Consider the following 21,769-nt stretch of genomic DNA (forward strand, 5'->3'; position numbering starts at 1 on the left):
GATCTTTCGCCGAGGGTGGGTAAGGTTTGCGTTCCTTCGCGCCCCCCTCTGCCCTGCCGGGCATCTCCCCCACGGAGGGGGGAGATCGGCAGATTCGCGGGTGGCAGCTTCAATCCGGCCCAAAGCCTGGGCTCGTCGCACTCCCATCATCCAATTTCGACAACCACTTGACCAACGCCGAACGGTAGCGCGTCAAGCCTTTGTAGTTGGCGAGTTCGTCGGGAAGGTCGCGGATGACGCGGTGCAGGCGCCGTGCCCATTTCGGCTGCGTCACCAGTTCGTCCATCTTGATCAGATAGCAGCGGATTGGAAAGACGATGCCGTTCGAGCGCGGCAGGCGCCAGAAGCTCTGCAGTTCGACGCGCAGATGCACCTTGTCGCCGACATTTTCGGGCGTCACCGTCGCCCGGTCCGGTCCCCATTTGTGGTAGTTCTCCGGGCTCGTGTCGAGGCGCGGGTTGATGGTCATCGTCCAGTTCAGGCGCCGGGCCGGCTTGCCTTGCTGGATGTTGGTGAGGAATTTCAGCGCCCTGACAAAAATCCCCTTCTCATGCGCCAGCGGCACCGGCGCGTGCCATTCGAAGAAGTTCATGCCGATGTCGAAATCGAGCGACCAGTCGGCCTGGGTGGTGACCATGCCGGCATCCATCCACAGATTGCCGTCGCGCTGGTCGAGGATGCAGAAATCGCCCTGGCTCTGGCGGGTGATGTATTCCATCGGGCCGTAAGGCAGCGTCGAGGTGTCGCCGAAAATGAAGGTGTCGTCGATGCCCAGCGGCCGGTTGATCCAGCGCCAGCGGTCGCCGTTACGGGTCAGCGTGAAGTGGTCGGGATAGCCAAGTGCCTGCTGCTCCATCAAAAGCTCGAGCAGGTCCCAGCCGGCCAGCGTCATGTGCGGCAGCGACTGGCAGCGCAGCGGATCCTCGGCCAGCACCAAGGCACGGTCGTGCATCTCGGCGACATAGTGCTCGTCGACGTCGATCAGGTTTTCCAGCACGCTGCCCTTCGGCCCGACGACATGCGGCTCGATGTTGACCGCATACATGTAGGCGTCTTCGTGGAACGGGAACGGAAACCGCCTTATGTGCTCCGGGCTGTTCCTGAAGGTGAAATCGTCGCGGAACGTTTCCTTGCGAAAGGTGATGCCCATGATTTTCTCCTAGCGCTCCAGGACCAGGGACCGGCCCTCGAAGCGCGACACGCACGGCATGATCTTCTTGCCTGAACGGTGCTCTTCCTCGCTCAGCCAGTGGTCGTTGTGGATGAACCTGCCGTCCGAAGAGATGACGTTGGTTTCGCACTGGCCACAGACGCCGCCGCGGCAGAGATAGGGTGGATCGACGCCGGCCGCCTCGATCGCCTCGAGAAGGCTCTGCTGCTCATCGACACGGATCGTCTTGGCGCTGACGGCAAGCGTCACGTCGAACGGCAGCCCGGGCTGGGGGGCCGCGAAATGCTCGAAATGCACGGTCTCCGGCGGCCAGCCGAGGCTTGCCGCGCGGTCACGCACCCAATTGATCATGCCGGCCGGGCCGCAGACATAGAGATGCGTGCCGAGCGGCTGCGTCGACAGCAAGCGGTCGAGCTCGATGCGTTCCTCGCGATCGTCGTGATAGAGCCTGATGCGACGGCCGTAGCGCTCGCGCAGCACATCGGCATAGGTGCCGAGCGATGCGGTGCGGCAGGTGTAGTGCAGTTCGAAATTGCCGCCTTCGGCCGCCAGTTGCGCGGTCTGCGCCATGAACGGCGTGATGCCGATGCCGCCGGCCAGCATCAGGTGCTTCTTGGCGCGCAGGTCGAGCGAGAACAGATTGACGGGATAGCTGACCACCATCTCCATGCCGGGCTTGACGCTCCGGTGCATGAACAGCGAGCCACCGCGGCCGACATCATCACGGCGCACCGAGATCGTATATTCGCGCGTGTCGAGCGGCGAGCCCATCAGTGAATAAGGATTGAGCCTGGTGCGCTCGCCATCGCGCATCTCGACCACGACATGGGCGCCGCCGGAAAAGGTCGGCAAAAGCTCGCCGTCGCGGCGACGGAAATGGAAGCGGGTGACCAGGTCGTTGACCGGTACGACATCGCTGACCACGACATCGAGTTTTGTTGTTCCGGTGCTCATCGAAAAATCTCCTCCATCGGAGGAATCTCCGAGCGATCTTCCGCATTGATGCAGACGCCTTGGAAGGCGGCGATGCGCCTGGAATAGTGGTCGCGCACCAGGAGAAGCAGCCCGCAATGCGCGCAGGTCGCCGGCTGCGTCGTCACATTCTCGGTGATGCCCTTGCAGTGCACGCACTGCATGCGCCGCGCCCGCGAGCCGCGGTGCTCGGTCTGGATCGAGGTGTGGTCGATGCCGGCTTCAAGCGCCAGCTGCATCGCCTGGCCGATCAGGCCTTCGGTGCCGGCGAGATAGAGGCGCAGGCCCATATGCGCGTTGGCGAGTGTCTGCCTGAGCCGTGGCAGCAGGCTGGCGAAGGACGGAGCCTGATGAAACTGTGCCGGTTTCAGCGATTCGAGCGCGGCGATGTGTTTACCGTCAGAGCCAGGAATAAAGACGATTTCGGCCCCGTCGAAGAACCCGGCCGGCGCGCTGCCGGCCATGTCCCTTATCGCCAGCGCCCCTTCCGCATCCGCGATAAATAGATGATGCTTGCCCGGTTGCGGACCCAAGGTTCCGTAAACCGGCCGGCTGATGATGCTTTTGACTGCCATCTAACTCTTCGTGCCTCGAACCCCTCGCCGTTGACTATGCCTCAACCTTTCGCCGTGCGCTTGGCCTTCTTGGGATCATCGAAGGGAAGCGGCTGCGCAGTCGCCTTGATGGCACCGCTCTTGTTGCGGATTTCGAGCCTGGTGTCCTTGACCGCGCAATCGACGTCGAGCCGGGCGATGCCCATCGATTTCTCGACCAGCGGCGAATACATGGCGCAGGTCACCAAGCCGACCTTCTTTCCGTCGCGATAGACCGGCGCGCCTTCATCGGCGGGCTCCTTGCCGTCAAGCAGAACGCCATAGATCTTGAAGCGCTCCTTGCCCTTCAGGCGGTAGTGCTCCTCGGCGCCGCGAAAGCCCGTCTTGCCGGGGCTGACGGTGAAGTCGAGGCCGAGTTCCCACAGGGTGTCGCCGGGGCCTTCATTGTCGAACGGATACTTTTGGGAATTGTCGTAGGGATAAAAGAGCAGGTAGCTTTCGACGCGCAGCATGTCGAGCGTGGTGAAGCGGCACGGAATGATGCCGGCGCTCTTACCCTCGTCGAGGATCCTGTCCCAGATCGTGCCGGCATCCTGGCCGCGGCAGAAGATCTCGTAACCGCGCTCGCCGGTGTAGCCGGTGCGCGAGATCATCACCGGAAAGCCGAACAGCTGCGTCTGCATGTGGTGGAAATAGTTCAGATCGCGAATGCCCGGCACGTGCTTGGCCAGATAATCGACCGATGTCGGGCCCTGCAGCGACAGATCGTGCAGATTGTCGTCAAAGCGCAGCGAGACGTCGCGTCCCACCGAAGCGCGCTGCAATTCCTCATGGCCGGTGCCCGATCCGTGCACGACCATCCAGGCATTGGGGCTAGTGCGGTAGAGGATGCAGTCGTCGGTGAATTTTCCCGCCTCGTTCAGCATGCAGGCATAGGCCGACTTGCCGGGATAGATCTTTTCGACATCGCGCGTCGTCGCGAGATCAATCAGGTGCGAGGCATGCGGCCCGGTGATGTGGACCTTCTTGAGGCCGGAGACGTCCATCAGGCCAGCCTTGGTGCGGATGGCGATGTACTCCTCGTCGGCATTCTTGTCGTAGCTCCAGGCGGTTCCCATGCCGCTCCAGTCTTCGAGCTTCGAACCGAGCGCGCGATGGCGATCCGCCAGGGCCGAAAATCTCCAGGATGCCGTCATCCGCACGTCCTCCGCTTCGAACAATCTTTTGCCATTCCCCGCTCCCTGCGCAGCGGCGGGAGCTTTGGCCGAATATTGACCGCAAACGTCAGGGCGCCGCAATACCCATAAGCAATTAATTTCATTGTGAGGCAAAATCCATTGCGCGAAGCAAACGGTTAACCCGGTGTAAATCGCGCTTGACAATTGCGGGATTCGGACGGAATTTATGAAAAAAATTTCACTCTCTTGAAAGAGGGCAGCGGGCGGCCAATTCGGGGTCGAACGTTGGGAAAAGGGGAAAACCGATGTCAGAAATGCACCAGCGCATCGAAGCGCTGTACCGTTCCGACGTGCGCGGGTCCGCGCTCCTGATCGTGTGCCTGTGGGCGACGATCCTCTTCGTCCTCTTCATGACGTGGCCGTACGTCCCGAATACGGGGATCAAGGCGGTCGTCGCCGCCGCCGCCGCTGCCGTGCTGATCTTCAACACGGCCGCCATCCTGGCGATGGTCAAGCACTACAAGGAAGACAAGGAATTCATCTACGGGCTCGATATCAAGAACGCCGACGCGTTCCGCAACCGCAAGTCCTGAGGGGTAGAAAAGATGCCGCGCTACACGCCACCGGAGCAGAGCAAGGCCGGGCAGGTTTTCGACATCGCCGTCGTGGTGGTCGCCATTTTCGTGGCGCTGTGGCTGCCGCTCAAGCTGGGCCTCGCCGGTGCGGCAAAATCGATCGACGCGCTCGACGCCAAGACGTGGGAAGCGCTCGGCCAGAACCCGACCATGGCTTCGATATGGGAAAAGCTCGGCTACACGCCCGAGACGGCGCATGACATCATCCAGAACCGCTTCCACTATGTCATCGACTGGCCGACGCTGATCATCATGGCCGCCGTGCTGATCGGCTATTTCGTCTTCCTGTTTCGCGCGTCCGACCGCGAATATCGCGACGTCATCAACGAAAAATTCGACGACAAGTAAAAGCTTCGACGACAAGAATTGGGGCACGCACCATGTGGACGGTACTCTCTTACGCATGCTGGGGCATCTCGATCGTGCTTGCCCTGTGGATGCTCTACGACTGGTTCAAGGTCGACACGACCTTCTCCGAAGAGGTGCTGACCTCATCGCGCGAAGGTGAACTGGAAGCCGTTTCCGAAAAACACCGGATCTGAGTGGGGATTGAACAATGACGGTTACACTTGAACCGGCAATCCACGGAGACAGGGTTTCCCTGCTGCGCGTGCTTGGCCCGGCCCATGTCTGGGCGCTTGGCGTCGGCATCGTTCTCGTCGGCGAATTCACAGGCTGGAATTTTGCCGCCGACAAGGGCGGCGCGCTGGCAGCACTGATCGTCTGCTGGGTTGTCGGATTGCTCTACACCTCGGTCGCGATGATAGATTCCGAGGTGACATCGACCGTCGCCGCCGCCGGCGGCCAATATGCGCAGGCCAAGCACATTGTCGGACCGCTGATGGCGTTCAATGTCGCGCTGTTCCTGGTCTTTGCCTACACTATGCTCGAAGTGTCCGACGCCATCCTGCTCGGCGACACCATCGTCGCCAAGGCGGGGGTCGAAGGCCTGACCCACAATTCATTCATCGCCGCGACCATCGTCGTGCTGGCGTGGCTGAACTATCGCGGCGTGCTGATGACGCTCAACGTCAACTTCGTCATCACAGCAATCGCCTACATCTCGATCGTCATCCTGTTCTTCTCGGTCAGCCCGTGGACGCAAGGCGCCGTGCTGAAGCTCAACGAACTGGTCACCCCTGGCAACGCCCTGCCCTATGGCTGGATCGGCGTCATCGCCGCCTTCCAGTTCGGCATCTGGTATTATCTCGGCATCGAGGGGACGACGCAGGCCGCCGAAGAAGTGCGCTCGCCGGCCCGCTCGCTGCCCTACGGCACCATGGCCGGCATGATCACGCTTTTGATCGCCGCCGCCATGACCTGGTATGTCTGCGCCTCGATGATGCCCTGGGAATATCTGGGCATCACCTATTATCCGCTGTGGGACGCGGGCAAGCTGACCGGCAGTCCGCTGCTCGAGAACCTGCTGTTCGTCGCCACGCTGCTTGCCGCGCTGGCTTCGGCCAACGGCTGCATCAACGACGCCGCGCGCGCCTGGTTCTCGCTCGGCCGTGACCGCTATCTGCCGACCTGGTTCTCGGCCGTGCATCCGAAATATCGCACGCCCTACCGCTCGATCCTGTTCCTGCTGCCGATCGCGCTGGCCTTCGCCTTCATCGCCGACCTCAACCAGGCGATCACCTTCTCGATCCTGTCAGGCGTGCTGCAATACACGTTCATGAGCATCAACATCGTCATGTTCCGCAAGAAGTGGCCGCTGGGCTCTATCCGCCGCGGCTACACGCACCCGTTCCATCCGGTCCCGGCAATCGTGCTGTTTTGCCTTTGCGTGGTGACCTTCTTCGCCATCTTCCTCGGCTTCGGTTCGCAGCTGATCGCCATGGTCGCCTTCTACTTCCTGATCTCGCTGTGGTTCCATTTCTACCGGTACAGATTCGTGCGGCGCGGCGACCAGTTCACCATGCCGTGGCCGAAGCCGCAGGGGTATTGATGGGAGTAGGCCCGTCCGGACTCCGGACGGGCCTTGGCATGAGAACATGTCCGAGGTGACATCAGCACTGCTTGCCGGGGCCATTGTCCTGGCTCTCGTCGTCCACCTTGCCTGGCTGGCGCGCATCGGCCGCAACAGGGCATCGGTGGCGCTCGCCGTCGAGCAGGGCCGCGTCCGCACAGTCATCGCCGACGCAGCCATTGTTTCGGAGGGCACCGCCGGCGTCATCACCTGGCAAGGATCATGGAGAGGCCGGCGCGTGCAGGTGCGCACCATCATCGATACGCTGGCGACGCGGAAACTGCCGGCGCGCTGGCTCAGTGTTTCGGTCACCGAAGCGGTCGCGGTGCCAGCTACCTTCGACATGATGATGCGGCCGGGCTCGCCGACGACCTTCTCCAATTTCGATCACCTTGAGCATACGCTGCCCAAGGCCCCGGGATTTCCTGCCGAGGCGGTTCTGCGAACCGACCGCAGGGCGGCGCGCTTTCCCCAGGGCCTCATCGCCAGCCATATCGAGATCTTTGCCGAGGGCCGCGCCAAGGAACTGCTGATCACCCCGAACGGAGTGCGTATCGTCTGGCTGTTGGCCGAGGCCGAACGGGCACGCTACGGCGTTTTCCGGCAAGCCGAATTTGGCGGCACCACACTCGATCCAGCATTGATCGAAAGATTGCTGGTATCGGTGTCGGCGCTGCGCGACGCCATCAACAAAACCGAACGGCAGGCCGCATGACCAGTTCCATCCCCGCACCTACCAATCCCTATCTGGTCCTCGGCGCCGCAATCGTGCTGCCGGCAAGCGGACATGTCATTCTCGGCGTGCCGGTGCGCGGCCTGCAGTTCCTCTTCTTCATGGTGATCCTGGCATGGGTCACGGCCAAGATCGCGCCGCCTGATGCCAGCTTCGTCGGCCGCCATGCCGGCGGCTTCCTGATCTATGCCCTGTCGATCCTCGACGCCTACAAGATCGCCCGCATCCGCACCGCCAAATGGGTTCACAATGCGCGGACGGGCAGCGACAATTCGCATGGCGGCATTACGCCACGCACGTAACCAGAGGAAAATTTCTTTCATAGCATTGAATTTTGCCAACGCATTCGATACATCATCTCATAGTTACAAACGTTGGGAGGCTGACATGTGTGGGATTGTCGGACTGTTTTTGAAAGACAAGGCGCTGGAACCCCAGCTTGGGGCGATGCTGTCGCAGATGCTGATCTCGCTCAGTGATCGCGGCCCGGACAGCGCCGGCATCGCCATCTATGGCGCGCCTTCCAAAGACGAGGCCAAGATCACCATCCAGTCAGCCAAGCCGGAGCGCGATTTCCGCGGCCTCGAGGCGGAACTCGCCAGGGCCATCGGCACACCGGTGACGATCGCGGTGAAATCCACCCATGCGGTCGTCAGGACCACGCCTGCCAAGATCGACGAAGCGCGCGAAACCATCCAAGCGTTACGCCCCGACATCCGCATCATGGGCGCCGGCGACGTTGTCGAGATCTACAAGGAAGTCGGCCTGCCCGAGGCCGTCGTCGATCGCTTCGATGTTCGCAAGATGACCGGCACGCATGGCATCGGCCACACCCGCATGGCGACGGAATCGGCAGTGACGACGATGGGCGCGCATCCGTTCTCGACCGGCGCCGACCAGTGCCTGGTGCACAATGGTTCGCTGTCCAACCACAACAATGTCCGCCGCGAGCTGATCCGCGAAGGCATGACCTTCGAGACCGAGAATGACACCGAGGTCGCCGCCGCCTATCTCTCGTCGCAGATGGCGCATGGCAAGAATCTCGGCGAAGCGCTCGAAGGCACGCTCTCCGATCTCGATGGCTTCTTCACCTTCGTCGTCGGCACCAAGAACGGCTTTGGCGTAGTGCGCGACCCGATCGCCTGCAAGCCCGCCGTCATGGCCGAGACAGACCAGTACGTCGCCTTCGGCTCGGAATATCGCGCGCTGACCAAACTGCCCGGCATAGACAATGCAAGGGTCTGGGAACCCGAGCCCGCAACCGTCTATTTCTGGGAGCACTGAGTTCATGCCGGCAATCAGCCTTTCAAAGACGACGGCGCACGACCCTCGGGTCTTCGATCTCGACCAGCTGTCGCTGCGCGAACTCAACCAGGCACTTCACAATCTGGCTCCCGGCTCGAATGAAACAGCCTGGGAGGTGCTCCATCCGAAAGGCAGTCATTCGGTCGCCGTTGGCGTCGACCAGCCTGTCGCCATCGATGTGCGCGGCAGCGTCGGCTATTACTGCGGCGGCATGAATTCCGGCAGCACGATTACCGTGCATGGCTCGGCGGGTCCCGGCGTCGGCGAGAACATGATGTCGGGGTCGATCACCATCAAGGGTGACGCCAGCCAGTATGCCGGCGCCACCGGCAGGGGCGGCCTGCTGGTCATCGAGGGCAACGCCTCGTCGCGCTGCGGCATCTCGATGAAGGGGATCGACATCGTCGTTCACGGCAATATCGGCCACATGTCTGCGTTCATGGCGCAGTCCGGCAATCTGGTGGTGCTTGGCGATGCCGGCGACGCGCTGGGCGATTCCATCTACGAGGCGCGGCTGTTCGTGCGCGGCAAGGTCGACAGCCTGGGTGCCGACTGCATTGCCAAGGAGATGCGGACCGAGCACCTGGAATTGCTGCAGGGCCTGCTCGACCGCGCCGGCATCACCGGCGTCAAGCCGTCGGAATTCAAGCGCTACGGCTCGGCGCGCACGCTCTACAATTTCAATATCGACAACGCCGACGCGTATTGAGGCAGCATGACCTACAGGAACCCGCCGACGACGCCGCGCAAATCCGCGACCTTCGACGACTATACGCTTTCCGAAATTCGCCGTGCCGCGGCGACCGGCATCTATGACATCCGTGGTGGCGGTGCCAAACGCAAGCTGCCGCATTTCGACGACCTCCTGTTCCTCGGCGCCTCGATCTCGCGTTACCCGCTCGAAGGCTATCGCGAACGCTGCGACACCAGCGTGGTGCTGGGTTCGCGCCACGCCAAGAAGCCGATAGAGCTGAAGATCCCGATCACCATCGCCGGCATGAGCTTTGGTTCGCTGTCGGGGCCTGCCAAGGAAGCACTTGGGCGCGGCACGACGCTGGCCGGCACCTCGACCACCACGGGCGATGGCGGCATGACCGAGGAGGAGCGCGGCCATTCCAAGCAGCTGGTCTATCAATACCTGCCCTCCCGCTACGGCATGAACCCGCGCGATTTGCGCCGGGCCGATGCCATCGAGGTGGTCGTCGGCCAGGGCGCCAAGCCTGGCGGCGGCGGCATGCTGCTTGGCCAGAAGATCTCCGACCGCGTCGCCGAAATGCGCACGCTGCCGAAAGGCATCGACCAGCGCTCCGCCTCGCGCCACCCGGACTGGACCGGACCCGACGATCTCGAGATCAAGATTCTCGAACTGCGTGAAATCACCGACTGGGAGAAGCCGATCTACGTCAAGGTTGGCGGCGCGCGGCCCTATTATGACACTGCGCTTGCCGTGAAGGCCGGCGCCGATGTCGTCGTCGTCGACGGCATGCAGGGCGGTACCGCCGCGACCCAGGAAGTATTCATCGAGAATGTCGGCCAGCCGACACTTGCCTGCATCAGGCCGGCGGTGCAGGCGCTGCAGGATCTCGGCATGCACCGCAAGGTGCAGCTGATCGTCTCCGGCGGCATCCGCAACGGCGCCGATGTCGCCAAGGCGCTGGCCCTCGGCGTCGATGCGGTGTCGATCGGCACGGCTGCCCTTGTCGCGCTCGGCGACAACGATCCGCACTGGGAGGCGGAATATAACGAACTCGGCACCACGGCTGGCGCCTATGACGACTGGCACGAGGGGCGCGACCCGGCCGGCATCACCACGCAGGACCCGGAACTGATGAAGCGGGTCGATCCCATTGCCGCCGGACGCCGGCTGGCGAACTACCTCAAGGTGATGACGCTTGAGGCTCAAACGATCGCCCGCGCGTGCGGCAAGAACAGCCTGCACAATCTCGAGCCCGAGGACCTCGTCGCGCTGACGATCGAGGCAGCCGCAATGGCCGGCGTGCCGCTGGCCGGCACCAATTGGATACCGGGGAAGAACGGCTTCTGATCAACGAAGGGCCGAAGCCCACATGCTCTGGGGCCAACAATTGACAAAAAATGGGGAACTGCGGTGACACTTGATCTTGCTGAATTCGCAAGGGCGAAAAACGTCAAATACTTCATGATTTCCTACACCGACCTGTTCAGTGGCCAGCGTGCCAAGCTGGTGCCGGCGCAGGCGATCGCCGACATGCAGAAGGATGGCGCCGGCTTTGCCGGCTTCGCCACTTGGCTCGATCTGACGCCGGCGCATCCCGACATGCTGGCGGTGCCGGATCCGAATTCGGTCATTCAGCTGCCGTGGAAGCCTGAGGTCGCCTGGGTCGCAGCCAACTGCATCATGGACGACAAGGAGGTCGACCAGGCGCCGCGCAACACGCTGAAGCGGCTGATCGCGGAAGCCGCCAGTGACGGCATGCACGTCAAGACCGGCGTCGAGGCCGAGTTCTTCCTGATCTCACCGGACGGCAAGACGATCTCCGACGAATACGATACGGCGTCGAAACCTTGCTACGACCAGCAGGCGGTGATGCGTCGCTACGATGTCATCGCGGAAATCTGCGACCACATGCTGGCGCTCGGCTGGGGCGCCTACCAGAACGACCACGAGGATGCCAACGGCCAGTTCGAGATGAACTGGGCCTTCGACGACGCGCTGGCGACCGCCGACAAGCACTCGTTCTTCAAATTCATGGTCAAGTCGATCGCGGAAAAACATGGCCTTCGAGCGACCTTCATGCCCAAACCCTTCCAGGGACTGACCGGCAATGGCTGCCACGCCCATATCTCGGTGTGGGACAAGGCCGGCAAGACCAACGTCTTCGCCGACAATGCGATGGAACTCGGCCTGTCGGCGAAGGGCAGGAATTTCCTCGGCGGCATCATGAAGCATGCTTCGGCCCTGGCTGCGATCACCAACCCGACGGTGAATTCCTACAAGCGCATCAACGCGCCGCGCACCATTTCGGGTGCGACCTGGGCGCCGAACACGGTGACCTGGACCGGCAACAACCGCACCCACATGGTGCGCGTGCCCGGTCCCGGCCGCTTCGAACTGCGCCTGCCGGATGGTGCCGCCAACCCTTATCTGCTGCAGGCGGTCATCATCGCGGCCGGCCTCGACGGCATCCGCTCGAAAGCCGATCCGGGCAGGCGCTACGACATCGACATGTACCAGCACGGCCATACGGTGGAGGGCGCGCCGAAGCTGCCGCTCAACCTGCTCGATGCGTTGCGCGAGTTCGACAACGACAAATCGCTCAAGGCGGCGCTGGGTGAGGAATTCTCGTCGGCCTACCTAAAGCTGAAGCACCAGGAATGGAATTCCTATGCTTCGCACTTCACGCAATGGGAGCGCGACCACACGCTGGATATCTGACGACCCGGCGGGATGCGAGCGACCTCGGAATGAACGTATGAAATATTCGATCTTCTCGCTCGCCCGCGCCGCCCTGTCCGGCCACAAGAACTGGCAACGCACGTGGCGTGACGCCACGCCGAAGGACCATTACGACGTGGTGATCATCGGCGGCGGCGGCCACGGGCTGGCAACCGCCTGGTTCTTGGCCAGCGAGTACGGCATCAGAAACGTCGCCGTGCTCGAAAAAGGCTGGATCGGCTCCGGCAATGCCGGCCGCAACACCACCATCATCCGCTCCAATTACGGCCTGCCCGGCAACACCGGCTTCTACGAACTGTCGATGAAGCTGTGGGAGCGGATGGAGCAGGACCTCAACTACAACACGATGGTCAGCCAGCGCGGCGTCATCAACCTCTACCACTCCGACGCACAGCGCGACGCCTATGCACGGCGCGGCAACACGATGCGCATCAACGGCATCGACGCCGAACTGCTCGACCTCGCCGCCGTCAAGAAGATGATACCGTTCCTGAACTTCGACAATGCGCGCTTTCCCGTGCAAGGCGGGCTCCTGCAGCGGCGCGGTGGCACGGCGCGCCACGATGCCGTGGTCTGGGGCTATGCCCATGCGGCAAGCGCGCTCGGCGTCGACATCATCCAGAACTGCGAGGTGACGGGGTTCACCCGCGACGCCAACGGCAAGGTGACCGGCGTCGAGACGTCGCGCGGCAAGATCGGCGCCGGAAAGGTCGGCATGGCTGTTGCCGGCAGTTCCTCGCGCGTCGCGGCGATGGCCGGTTTGCGCCTGCCGATCGAAAGCCATGTGCTGCAGGCCTTCGTCTCCGAGGCGATCAAACCGCTCATCCCCGGCGTCATGACCTTCGGCGCCGGCCATTTCTATGTCAGCCAGTCAGACAAGGGCGGGCTGGTCTTCGGCGGCGACATAGACGGCTACAATTCCTATGCCCAGCGCGGCAACATGCCTGTGATGGAGGACGTCTGCGAGGGCGGCATGGCGCTGATGCCGATGATCGGCCGTGTGCGTCTTCTGCGCCAGTGGGGCGGCATCATGGACATGTCGATGGATGGCTCGCCGATCATCGACAAGAGCCCGGTCGAAGGGCTCTATATCAACGCCGGCTGGTGCTATGGCGGCTTCAAGGCGACGCCGGGCTCCGGCTTTGTCTTTGCCCATCTTCTGGCCCACGACACGCCGCACGAAGAGGCGGCGCGGTTCCGCCTCGACCGGTTCCGGACTGGTGCGATGATCGACGAAAAGGGCCAGGGCGCCCAACCGAACCTGCATTGAAGGCGGCCTAGAACAGCATGCGCATTGTCTGTCCCTTCTGCGGCGAACGTGAACTCGGCGAGTTCACCTATCTCGGCGATGCCAAGCCGGTGCGGCCCGAAGCCGGCGCCTCACAAGACGAGGTCTTCGACTATGTCTATCTGCGCGACAACGTCGCCGGGCAAACCAGCGAATACTGGTATCATGGCGGCGGCTGCCGGGCTTGGCTGAAGGTCACCCGCAACACGCTGACGCATGAGATTTCGTCGGTGGAGCCGGCGGTCGGCGCTGGGGCGAGGCAGGTCGCGAAATGAGTTTTCCTGTCGAGACCATAGCCGTCGCGAAAAGCGCCAGCCCTCCACCTCCCCCTTGTGGGGAGGTCGGACCGCAGGTCCGGGTGGCGGGCGGTGCCGCACCCCCACCCCGCTGCTGCGCAGCGACCCTCCCCACAAGGGGGAGGGTAAGAGGCGGCGCAACCGTCTCGCATTTCATCGAATTCACGGAAGGCCGGCAGTCGTGACGTCGTCCCAATCCCATCGCCTCACATCCGGCGGTCTTGTCGACCGCTCAGTGCCGCTGAACTTCCGTTTCGACGGCAAGACGTTCTCCGGCTTCCAGGGCGACACGCTCGCCTCGGCGCTGATCGCCAATGGCGTCAAGCTGGTCGGCCGCTCGTTCAAATACCATCGCCCGCGCGGTATCCTCACCGCTGGCTCGGAAGAGCCAAACGCGCTGGTCGAACTGCGCACGGGTGCACGGCGCGAGCCGAACACCAAGGCGACGACGGCCGAACTCTATGACGGTCTGGAAGCCGCGAGCCAGAACCGCTGGCCGTCGCTGCGCCACGATGTGATGTCGGTGAACCAGCTGTTCGCGCCGATCTTCGTCGCCGGCTTCTACTACAAGACCTTCATGTGGCCGGCGAAGTTTTGGGAAGCGATCTATGAGCCGGCGATCCGCCGCGCCGCCGGCCTTGGCCGCGCCGCCGGCGTCGCCGATCCCGACCACTACGACAAGGCATGGGCGCATTGCGATGTGCTGATAGCCGGCTCCGGCCCGGCCGGTCTGGCCGCAGCGTTGGCAGCCGGCCGCTCTGGTGCCCGCGTCATCCTGTGCGAAGAAGATTTCACGCTCGGCGGCCGTCTCCTGTCGGACGGCGGCACGATCGATGGCTTGCCGGCAGCCGAGTGGCTGTCGCGGACGCTGGCCGAATTGGCTGATATGCCCGACGTCCGCATCGTGACCCGCACGACATTGTTCGGCGTCTACGATGGCGGCACCTATGGTGCGATCGAGCGGGTCAACGACCACCTGCCCTCGCCGCCCGAGCATCAGGTGCGCCAGCGCCTGTGGCGGATCGTGGCGAAGCGCTGCGTTGTCGCGGCCGGCGCCATCGAACGGCCGATCGTCTTTGCCGGTAACGACACGCCCGGCGTGATGATGGCCTCAGCCATGCGAACCTACATCGCGCGCTATGCAGCGACGCCGGCTAGGCGCATCGCGCTGTTCACCAACAATGAGGATGGCTGGCGTACGATCGAGACCGCGCTTGGCGCCGGACTTCAGATCGCAGCGGTCATCGACACACGGCCTGATATATCTCTAGCCCGCCGATCGCTCGCTTCCAAGGGTGGCTTCGCGGTGCTGCACGGCTCCGTCAGTGGTGTCGAGGGCGGCAAGGACGGCGTCAGGAAAATCGCGGTGTCGCTGACGGGCGGCGCGCGCGCCGAGGTCGAAGCGGACGGCCTCGCCGTTTCCGGCGGCTGGAACCCGGCGGTCGGGCTGACCTCCTACCATCGCGGCCGGCCGAAATGGCGTGACGACATCTCCGCCTTCGTGCCCGACGGCGCGCCACCCGGAATGGTTGCCGCCGGGGCCGCCAACGGCGACTTCGGACTCGGCGCCTGCCTGAGCCAGGGATTTGCCGCCGGCGCGGCAGCGGCGCGTGACGCGGGGCACAATGGTATGGCGGGTGCCACTCCTGTCGCTGACGACGAGGCCTTTTCGCTGACGCCGCTCTGGCATGTCGCCGGTAAGGGAAAAGCCTTTGTCGATTACCAGCATGATGTCACCGCTTCCGATATCGAACTGGCGCAGCGCGAGGGCTTTGAATCCGTCGAGCACCTGAAGCGCTACACGACGCTCGGCATGGCGACCGACCAGGGCAAGACATCGAATGTCGCCGGCCTCGCTATCATGGCCGCGGTAAGCGGACGATCCATTCCCGAGACCGGGACGACGATCTACCGGCCTCCTTACGTGCCGGTCGCCATCGGCGCCTTCGCCGGCCATCACCGCGACGAGACTTTCCATGCGACGCGGCTGACGCCGTCGCATCACTGGGCGGCCGGACAGGGTGCGATCTTCGTCGACACTGGCCTGTGGAAGCGTGCGCAATGGTATCCGCGCGCCGGCGAAAAGGACTGGCTGGAATCGGTGACCCGCGAGGTCAAGGCGGTGCGCGGCGGCGTCGGCTTCTGCGATGTCTCGACGCTCGGCAAGATCGACGTGCACGGCCCGGATGCCGGTGCCTTCCTCGACCGCGTCTACATCAACACCTTCTCCAGCCTTGCGGTGGGAAAAGCCCGCTACGGGCTGATGCTGCGCGAGGACGGCATCGTCTATGACGACGGCACCACGTCGCGGCTGGCCGAGGATCACTATTTCCTGACCACCACCACCGCCAAGGCCGGGCTGGTGATGCAGCATCTTGAATTCTGCCGGCAGGTGCTGTTTCCGGAACTCGACGTCCAGCTCACCTCGGTCTCCGACCAGTGGGCGCAGTTCTCGATCGCCGGGCCCAAGACACGCGACCTGCTCAGGGAAGTCGTCGACCCGTCGGAAGACCTGTCGAACGAAGGCTTTCCGTTCATGGGCGCCCGCGAAGTGGCGCTTCGCGGCGGCCTCAAGGCGCGGCTGTTCCGCATCTCGTTCTCCGGCGAGATGGCCTTCGAGATTTCGGTGCCGGCACGCTTCGGCGACGCCATGGCGCGCAATCTGATGCTGGCCGGCGCGCCATTCGGCGTCACGCCCTACGGCACCGAGGCGCTCGGCGTCATGCGGATCGAAAAGGGCCACATCGCCGGACCGGAACTGAACGGCACGACGACGGCGGCCGATCTCGGCTTGGGCAAGATGATGTCGACCAAGAAGGACTATATCGGCCGCGTCATGGCGGGGCGCGAAGCGCTGGTCGCGCCGGATCGCCAGGTCGTTGTCGGCGTCAAGCCGACCGACAAGGCTCGCCGGCTACGCTCCGGCGCGCATGTCATTCCGAAAGGGCAGACACCTGGCCCCGGCAACGACCAGGGGTATGTCACCTCGGTCTGTTTCTCGCCGACATCGGACCAATGGATCGGGCTCGCACTTGTCGAACGCGGCCGCGAGCGCATCGGCGAGATCGTACACGCGCATGACCCATTGCGCGGTGAGGACTATGATGTCGAGCTGTGCAATCCCGTCTACTGCGATCCCGATGGAGGGCGCCAGCGTGGCTGAGTTTTCCTGGGCTCCCCGCAGTCCTCTCGAGCATGCGCTGGTCGCCGGCGTGCATGGTGCAAGCAGCACCGACGCCGGCGTATCGCTGACCGAGATACGCAACTTCGACCTGATCCAGGTGATGGCGCGGCGCGGCCAAGCGGCCGAGCTGGCAAAGGCGGCAATGGCCCGTTTTGGCGTGGCGGCTCCCGATGTGCCCAAGGCGATACAGGCTCAGGACGCCACGCTGATTTGGTCCGGACCGGATCAGTTCTTCGTGCTGTCGAATGGCGGCAAGCACGCGATGCAGACGCTGGCGCCTTCATTGTCCGGTGCCGCCTCGCTGTCCGACCAATCGCATGCGCGCGCCTTGATCAGCATTTCCGGAGCCAAGGCGCGGATGATGCTGGTGAAACTGTCGTCGATCGATCTGCACGCGGGAGCATTTCCGATTGGCGCCGCCGCCGCAACCTCGATGGACCACACCAGCGTGACGCTCTGGCGCGGCGGCGACCGGCCGGATGGGCAGGCGGTGTTCAATTTACTGGTGTTTGCGACGTTTGCCGAAAGCCTGTGGGGCACGATGCTTGATGCGGCGGCTGAATATGGCGTCGACGTCAGCCATTCCGAGGAGCTGGCGTAGCGCTTGTGCGCGCCCTCCGCCTTGCCAAACGCAACCGCACTGCTATTCTTGCTGCTAAAATAATTTCACACACAGGCAAACTTGTTTCTCTAACCGCAAGGCTGAGATGAGCCGGTCGCCCTACCCCGCAATTGCAGCCGGACCGCCCCGGCCGAGCCTCATCCTGAGACCCGGCCAGATTGCGCTGCCGCCGGGCATGGAGCGTTACACGATCCATGGCAACGGCGCCGTGCTGATCGACATCGAGGCCGGCGATACGATCACCGTGCGCAATGTCGAGGGCGGCCAGGCCTGCGAGTTGCTGGCCTGGGACAAGACCGGCGCGACCGATCCCGGCATTTTTGGAGAAACGTCGAACAGCAATGCAGCCGGCATCAAGGCGCTGCTGGACGATGGCGACGATAGTCTCGCATCCCTGCGGGGCGGGCTCTCACGCCGGCAGGTGCAGCTGGACCAGGCCAAGGCGGTGCGCGTGTTCGGCGGCTCCACGCCTGCCGGCAGCGAGCAGGCTTTCACCGTCGCGCGCGACGGCTCGATGGTCATCGCCGCACCCGGCGGGCCGATGCTGGTCGATGGCCACGACACCGCGACGCCGCTCACGGTTATCGTGCGCCGCGCCACAATCCACCCGGCGGCGAAATCGCAACTGGCCGATCCGCTGGCCGATCCGGTGCTGGACCTGCGCGTCCATTCGGCGACGGCGCAGTCCTATTTCGTCAAGGCGGGCGACTATCTGCAGATCATCGATGTCGATGGGCGCCAGTGCACCGACTTCCAGTGCTTTTCGGCGCGCAAGCTGGACAAGGGCTTCGACCATCCACTCGACGTGACGACGACCCGCACGCTGATGGGTGCGAGCTATCCGATGCCCGGCCTGCATTCGAAATATTACGACCAGGACATGGAGCCGCTGGTCGAAGTGGTGCAGGACACATGCGGTCGGCATGATGCGTTCGCGCTCGCCTGCGCAGCCAAATATTACGACGATATCGGCTATCCCGGCCACACCAACTGCTCGGAGAATTTCAATCGCGCGCTGGCGGACAGGGGCGTCAATCCTCGTGCCGGCTGGATGGCGATCAACTTCTTCTTCAACACCGCGATCGACGCGCATGGCGTGATGGTGTCCGATGAGCCATGGTCGCGGCCCGGCGACTATGTGCTGTTGCGCGCGCTCACCGACATCGTCTGCGTTTCCTCCGCCTGCCCCGACGACACGACGCCGGCCAATGGCTGGAACCCGACCGACATCCATGTGCGCACCTATTCCGGCCAGCACAAATTCTCGCGAGCGATCGCCAGACGCATGACGCCTGATTCGGAACCGAAAATGACCCGCGAGACCTCCTTTCATTCGAGCTTTGCCAAGCACACCCGCAACTTTCAGGAGTACAGGGGCTACTGGCTGGCCAACTCCTTCGCCAAGGAAGGACCGATCGCCGAATACTGGGCCTGCCGGCAGGACGCAGTGATCATGGACCTGTCGCCGCTGCGCAAGTTCGAGGTCACCGGTCCCGACTCCGAAGCGCTGCTGCAGTACACGCTGACCCGCGACGTCAAGAAGCTCGGCGTCGGCCAGGTCGTCTATTCCGCCATGTGCTACGAACATGGCGGCGTGATCGATGACGGCACGCTGCTGCGCCTCGGCAAGGATAATTTCCGTTGGGTCGGCGGCGACGATCTGTCCGGCGAATGGCTGCGCGAGACAGCGGCAAAGCTGGGGCTCAACGTGCTGGTCCGCTCCTCCACCGACCAGATGCACAATGTCGCCCTGCAAGGGCCGAAGAGCCGCGACATCCTGCGTGAAGTCATCTGGACGTCGCCGCTGCAGCCGTCGATCGATGAACTCGAATGGTTCCGTTTCGCCGTCGCCCGCATCGGTGGCGGCAACGGCATTCCGGTCGTCGTCTCGCGCACCGGCTACACCGGCGAGCTCGGCTACGAGATCTGGTGCCATCCGCGCGACGCCGAAAAGGTGTTCGATGCCATCTGGGCGGCCGGCCAGCCACATGGGCTGAAGCCGATGGGGCTGCAGGCACTCGACATGGTGCGCATCGAGGCCGGGCTGATCTTCGCCGGCTACGAATTCTCCGACCAGACCGATCCGTTCGAGGCCGGCATCGGCTTCACCGTGCCGCTGAAGAGCAAGACCGACGATTTCATCGGCCGCGAGGCGCTGATCCGCCGCAAGGAGCACCCGCGGACGAAGCTGGTCGGGCTCGACATCGACGCCAATGTCGCCGTCGGCCATGGCGACTGCGTGCATGTCGGCCGCGCCCAGATCGGCGTCGTCACCTCAGCCATGCGTTCGCCGGTGCTGAACAAGAATATCGCGCTGGCGAGGCTCGAGGTCACTCATTCGGCCATTGGCACCGAGGTCGAGATCGGCAAGCTCGATGGCCATGCCAAGCGGCTGCCGGCGCGCGTCGTCGCCTTCGCGCATTACGATCCGCAGAAGGCAAAACCGCGCTCATGAGGACCGTTTTCACGACAAACAGGTCGGCCGGTCTGTAATTTCACCGGTCGCGTGAATCCTACGCTCACAAGCGTGATGTGCATGGCTTCACAAAACGCTTGACCTGAAAGCGCGCCGGATCAATCTTCACTGCTAAGAAAAAAATGCGACTGAGTGGAAACACCCGCAGTCGCTCAATGCATGCGTCGATGATGAAGCCTCGCGAAGTCGCGGCCGTCACGAACGGGGAACATCAAAAAGGGGAACAAACACACATGAGCACGATAACGACTGCCCTGGAGCCGCTTGCAGAAGGCAAGCTGCACCGGAATATCGATTGGCGCGGCGCCTTCTGGGTGGCGAGTGGCGTCCCTGCCCTCGTCCTGTTCTCGATCGGCGGCATTGCCGGTACGACCGGAACGTTGGCCTTCGCGATCTGGATCGCCTCCATGATCATGGGCTTCCTGCAATCCTTCACCTATGCCGAGATCGCCGGCCTGTTCCCGAACAAATCCGGCGGCGCCTCGATCTACGGCGCCACCGCCTGGCTGCGCTATTCCAAGTTCATCGCGCCGCTGTCGGTCTGGTGCAATTGGTTCGCCTGGTCGCCGGTGCTGTCGCTCGGTTGCTCGATCGCCGCCGCCTACATCCTCAACGCGCTGGCGCCGGTGCCGCTGTTCACCGACGCCTCGCCGGATGTCGTCGCCTATATCGCCGCCCATGCCGGAACGAGTGCCGCCGACGCCATCACGGCGGTGACAGCCGCCGCGACGCCGGCGATCCGCAACTGGACGCTCTACAGCCATACGCTGGGACCGGTCTCGTTCACCTTCAACGCGACCTTCTTCATCGGCGCGGTGCTGATGCTGATCATCTTCGCCATCCAGCATCGCGGCATCCTCGGGACGGCCAACGTGCAAAAGTATATCGGCCTGCTGGTCATCATCCCGATGCTGATCGTCGGCGTCGTGCCGATCATCACTGGCCAGATCAACTGGGCGAATTTTTCGCCATTTGTACCGCTGGCGGCTGCCTATGCGCCAGAACCCGGCGTCTGGAATATCGCTGGCTGGACGCTGGTGCTCGGCGGCATGTTCATCGCCGCGTGGTCGACCTACGGCTTCGAGACCGCCGTCTGCTACACCTCGGAGTTCAAGAACCCCGGTACCGACACTTTCAAGGCGATCTTCTATTCCGGCCTTTTGTGCATGCTGCTGTTCATCCTGGTGCCCTTCACCTTCCAGGGCGTGCTCGGCCTTAACGGCATGTTGGCCACGCCGATCGTCGACGGCTCCGGCGTCGCCGACGCATTGGCCGGCATGGTCGGTGGCGGCGCGCTGATCCACAGCCTGCTGGTAATGCTGATGATCCTGGCGCTGGTGCTGTGCATCATGACCGCCATGGCCGGCTCTTCGCGCACGCTCTACCAGGGCTCGGTCGACGGCTGGCTGCCGCGCTATCTGAGCCATGTCAACGAACACGGCGCACCGACCCGCGCCATGTGGACCGATCTCGTCTTCAACCTGATCGTGCTGGCCATCGCCTCGGCCGACGCGACGAGCTTCTTCTTCATCCTCGCAGTGTCGAACTGCGGCTACATCATCTTCAACTTCCTCAACCTCAACGCCGGCTGGATCCACCGCATCGACAACGGCCATATCGCGCGGCCCTGGAAGGCGCCGAGCTGGCTGCTCGGGATCGGGGCGATCTTCGCCTATGTCAACGCCATCTTCATGGGCGCCGGCGCCAAGGTGTGGAACCCGATGGCGCTGTGGGCAGGACTGATCACAGCGGCGCTGATCATCCCGGTGTTCTGCTTCCGCCACTACGTCCAGGACAAGGGCAAGTTCCCCGACCACATGCTGGCCGACCTCGGCATGACGGGAGCCGACCTCGCGGTCAAAAAGGCGGGCATGCTGCCCTATTTGACGCTGGTCGCCGGCGTGGTGGTGATGCTGCTGGCCAACTGGTTTTTCGTCATCTGACGAC

20 protein-coding genes are annotated in these 21,769 nt (G+C 63.4%); 16 read left to right on the forward strand and 4 right to left on the reverse strand.

The window, feature by feature from the left end:
- Window positions 1-109: 109 nt before the first annotated feature.
- From NKJ89_RS05130 to NKJ89_RS05145, 4 genes are read right to left on the reverse strand one after another with little or no spacing between them, the layout of a single operon-like run.
- Window positions 110-1,150 carry a heme-dependent oxidative N-demethylase family protein gene (locus NKJ89_RS05130; RefSeq protein ID WP_352600465.1) on the reverse strand — a complete coding sequence of 347 codons (1,041 nt, stop codon included), beginning with the start codon at window positions 1,148-1,150 and terminating at the stop codon, window positions 110-112.
- 9 nt (window positions 1,151-1,159) lie between these two features.
- Window positions 1,160-2,125, reverse strand: coding sequence for a PDR/VanB family oxidoreductase (locus NKJ89_RS05135; RefSeq protein ID WP_352600466.1), 966 nt, complete (start codon window positions 2,123-2,125; stop codon window positions 1,160-1,162).
- Window positions 2,122-2,718: a dimethylamine monooxygenase subunit DmmA family protein gene (locus NKJ89_RS05140; RefSeq protein ID WP_352600468.1), complete on the reverse strand. Its 597-nt coding sequence runs from the start codon at window positions 2,716-2,718 to the stop codon at window positions 2,122-2,124. The genes NKJ89_RS05135 and NKJ89_RS05140 overlap by 4 nt, the downstream gene beginning before the upstream one ends.
- Window positions 2,719-2,759: 41 nt before the next feature.
- On the reverse strand, window positions 2,760-3,893 hold the full coding sequence (locus NKJ89_RS05145; protein ID WP_352600470.1) for an aminomethyl transferase family protein: 1,134 nt from the start codon (window positions 3,891-3,893) through the stop codon (window positions 2,760-2,762).
- Window positions 3,894-4,189: 296 nt separating this feature from the next.
- On the opposite strand from NKJ89_RS05145, the gene NKJ89_RS05150 reads away from it, so the two are divergent.
- From NKJ89_RS05150 to NKJ89_RS05225, 16 genes are all read left to right on the forward strand, one after another.
- On the forward strand, window positions 4,190-4,468 hold the full coding sequence (locus tag NKJ89_RS05150) for a hypothetical protein (protein ID WP_352600471.1): 279 nt from the start codon (window positions 4,190-4,192) through the stop codon (window positions 4,466-4,468).
- A gap of 12 nt (window positions 4,469-4,480) precedes the next feature.
- Entirely contained in the window at window positions 4,481-4,858 is a 378-nt protein-coding gene (locus NKJ89_RS05155) for a hypothetical protein (protein ID WP_023759015.1), read from the forward strand.
- Window positions 4,859-4,890: 32 nt separating this feature from the next.
- Window positions 4,891-5,052 (forward strand): hypothetical protein, encoded by a 162-nt coding sequence (locus NKJ89_RS05160; RefSeq protein ID WP_023759014.1) that lies wholly within the window; start codon window positions 4,891-4,893, stop codon window positions 5,050-5,052.
- Between the two features lie 14 nt (window positions 5,053-5,066).
- Window positions 5,067-6,461: an APC family permease gene (locus tag NKJ89_RS05165; RefSeq protein ID WP_352600473.1), complete on the forward strand. Its 1,395-nt coding sequence runs from the start codon at window positions 5,067-5,069 to the stop codon at window positions 6,459-6,461.
- 46 nt (window positions 6,462-6,507) lie between these two features.
- Window positions 6,508-7,197, forward strand: coding sequence for a hypothetical protein (locus NKJ89_RS05170; RefSeq protein WP_352600475.1), 690 nt, complete (start codon window positions 6,508-6,510; stop codon window positions 7,195-7,197).
- Window positions 7,194-7,517, forward strand: coding sequence for a hypothetical protein (locus NKJ89_RS05175; protein ID WP_352600477.1), 324 nt, complete (start codon window positions 7,194-7,196; stop codon window positions 7,515-7,517). Before NKJ89_RS05170 ends, NKJ89_RS05175 begins: the two co-directional genes overlap by 4 nt.
- A gap of 85 nt (window positions 7,518-7,602) precedes the next feature.
- Entirely contained in the window at window positions 7,603-8,499 is an 897-nt protein-coding gene (locus NKJ89_RS05180; protein WP_352600479.1) for a class II glutamine amidotransferase, read from the forward strand.
- A 4-nt stretch (window positions 8,500-8,503) separates the two neighbouring features.
- The gene (locus tag NKJ89_RS05185) at window positions 8,504-9,229 is read left to right on the forward strand and encodes a GltB/FmdC/FwdC-like GXGXG domain-containing protein (protein ID WP_352600481.1); all 726 of its coding nucleotides are present in this window, start codon (window positions 8,504-8,506) and stop codon (window positions 9,227-9,229) included.
- 6 nt (window positions 9,230-9,235) lie between these two features.
- A complete protein-coding gene (locus NKJ89_RS05190; RefSeq protein WP_352600483.1) occupies window positions 9,236-10,564 on the forward strand; it encodes an FMN-binding glutamate synthase family protein in 1,329 nt (442 codons plus the stop codon).
- A 63-nt stretch (window positions 10,565-10,627) separates the two neighbouring features.
- The gene (glnT, locus tag NKJ89_RS05195; protein ID WP_352600485.1) at window positions 10,628-11,935 is read left to right on the forward strand and encodes a type III glutamate--ammonia ligase; all 1,308 of its coding nucleotides are present in this window, start codon (window positions 10,628-10,630) and stop codon (window positions 11,933-11,935) included.
- A gap of 37 nt (window positions 11,936-11,972) precedes the next feature.
- Window positions 11,973-13,226 carry a sarcosine oxidase subunit beta family protein gene (locus tag NKJ89_RS05200; RefSeq protein ID WP_352600487.1) on the forward strand — a complete coding sequence of 418 codons (1,254 nt, stop codon included), beginning with the start codon at window positions 11,973-11,975 and terminating at the stop codon, window positions 13,224-13,226.
- A gap of 17 nt (window positions 13,227-13,243) precedes the next feature.
- On the forward strand, window positions 13,244-13,519 hold the full coding sequence (locus tag NKJ89_RS05205; protein WP_352600489.1) for a sarcosine oxidase subunit delta: 276 nt from the start codon (window positions 13,244-13,246) through the stop codon (window positions 13,517-13,519).
- A gap of 202 nt (window positions 13,520-13,721) precedes the next feature.
- Complete coding sequence (locus tag NKJ89_RS05210; RefSeq protein WP_352600491.1) at window positions 13,722-16,703, forward strand: sarcosine oxidase subunit alpha; 2,982 nt, start codon at window positions 13,722-13,724, stop codon at window positions 16,701-16,703.
- Window positions 16,696-17,325: a sarcosine oxidase subunit gamma gene (locus tag NKJ89_RS05215; protein WP_352600493.1), complete on the forward strand. Its 630-nt coding sequence runs from the start codon at window positions 16,696-16,698 to the stop codon at window positions 17,323-17,325. The genes NKJ89_RS05210 and NKJ89_RS05215 overlap by 8 nt, the downstream gene beginning before the upstream one ends.
- Window positions 17,326-17,431: 106 nt before the next feature.
- Entirely contained in the window at window positions 17,432-19,801 is a 2,370-nt protein-coding gene (locus NKJ89_RS05220) for a trimethylamine N-oxide demethylase (RefSeq protein ID WP_352600495.1), read from the forward strand.
- A 254-nt stretch (window positions 19,802-20,055) separates the two neighbouring features.
- Window positions 20,056-21,765, forward strand: coding sequence for a trimethylamine N-oxide permease (locus NKJ89_RS05225; protein WP_023759001.1), 1,710 nt, complete (start codon window positions 20,056-20,058; stop codon window positions 21,763-21,765).
- The last annotated feature ends 4 nt before the right edge of the window (window positions 21,766-21,769 follow it).

Origin of the sequence: Mesorhizobium sp. M0047 (assembly GCF_040323315.1) — a bacterium.
GTDB lineage: Bacteria > Pseudomonadota > Alphaproteobacteria > Rhizobiales > Rhizobiaceae > Mesorhizobium.

What these genes read in the sequence shown, in the direction of transcription:
- NKJ89_RS05190 (WP_352600483.1), top strand. Translation starts at nt 9,236, where the DNA reads ATGACCTACAGGAACCCGCCGACGACGCCGCGCAAATCCGCGACCTTC.
- NKJ89_RS05185 (WP_352600481.1), top strand. Translation starts at nt 8,504, where the DNA reads ATGCCGGCAATCAGCCTTTCAAAGACGACGGCGCACGACCCTCGGGTC.
- NKJ89_RS05130 (WP_352600465.1), bottom strand. Translation starts at nt 1,150, where the DNA reads ATGGGCATCACCTTTCGCAAGGAAACGTTCCGCGACGATTTCACCTTC.
- NKJ89_RS05225 (WP_023759001.1), top strand. Translation starts at nt 20,056, where the DNA reads ATGAGCACGATAACGACTGCCCTGGAGCCGCTTGCAGAAGGCAAGCTG.
- NKJ89_RS05150 (WP_352600471.1), top strand. Translation starts at nt 4,190, where the DNA reads ATGCACCAGCGCATCGAAGCGCTGTACCGTTCCGACGTGCGCGGGTCC.
- NKJ89_RS05160 (WP_023759014.1), top strand. Translation starts at nt 4,891, where the DNA reads ATGTGGACGGTACTCTCTTACGCATGCTGGGGCATCTCGATCGTGCTT.
- NKJ89_RS05170 (WP_352600475.1), top strand. Translation starts at nt 6,508, where the DNA reads ATGTCCGAGGTGACATCAGCACTGCTTGCCGGGGCCATTGTCCTGGCT.
- NKJ89_RS05155 (WP_023759015.1), top strand. Translation starts at nt 4,481, where the DNA reads ATGCCGCGCTACACGCCACCGGAGCAGAGCAAGGCCGGGCAGGTTTTC.
- NKJ89_RS05140 (WP_352600468.1), bottom strand. Translation starts at nt 2,718, where the DNA reads ATGGCAGTCAAAAGCATCATCAGCCGGCCGGTTTACGGAACCTTGGGT.
- NKJ89_RS05145 (WP_352600470.1), bottom strand. Translation starts at nt 3,893, where the DNA reads ATGACGGCATCCTGGAGATTTTCGGCCCTGGCGGATCGCCATCGCGCG.
- NKJ89_RS05220 (WP_352600495.1), top strand. Translation starts at nt 17,432, where the DNA reads ATGAGCCGGTCGCCCTACCCCGCAATTGCAGCCGGACCGCCCCGGCCG.
- NKJ89_RS05165 (WP_352600473.1), top strand. Translation starts at nt 5,067, where the DNA reads ATGACGGTTACACTTGAACCGGCAATCCACGGAGACAGGGTTTCCCTG.
- NKJ89_RS05200 (WP_352600487.1), top strand. Translation starts at nt 11,973, where the DNA reads ATGAAATATTCGATCTTCTCGCTCGCCCGCGCCGCCCTGTCCGGCCAC.
- NKJ89_RS05205 (WP_352600489.1), top strand. Translation starts at nt 13,244, where the DNA reads ATGCGCATTGTCTGTCCCTTCTGCGGCGAACGTGAACTCGGCGAGTTC.
- NKJ89_RS05180 (WP_352600479.1), top strand. Translation starts at nt 7,603, where the DNA reads ATGTGTGGGATTGTCGGACTGTTTTTGAAAGACAAGGCGCTGGAACCC.
- NKJ89_RS05175 (WP_352600477.1), top strand. Translation starts at nt 7,194, where the DNA reads ATGACCAGTTCCATCCCCGCACCTACCAATCCCTATCTGGTCCTCGGC.
- NKJ89_RS05135 (WP_352600466.1), bottom strand. Translation starts at nt 2,125, where the DNA reads ATGAGCACCGGAACAACAAAACTCGATGTCGTGGTCAGCGATGTCGTA.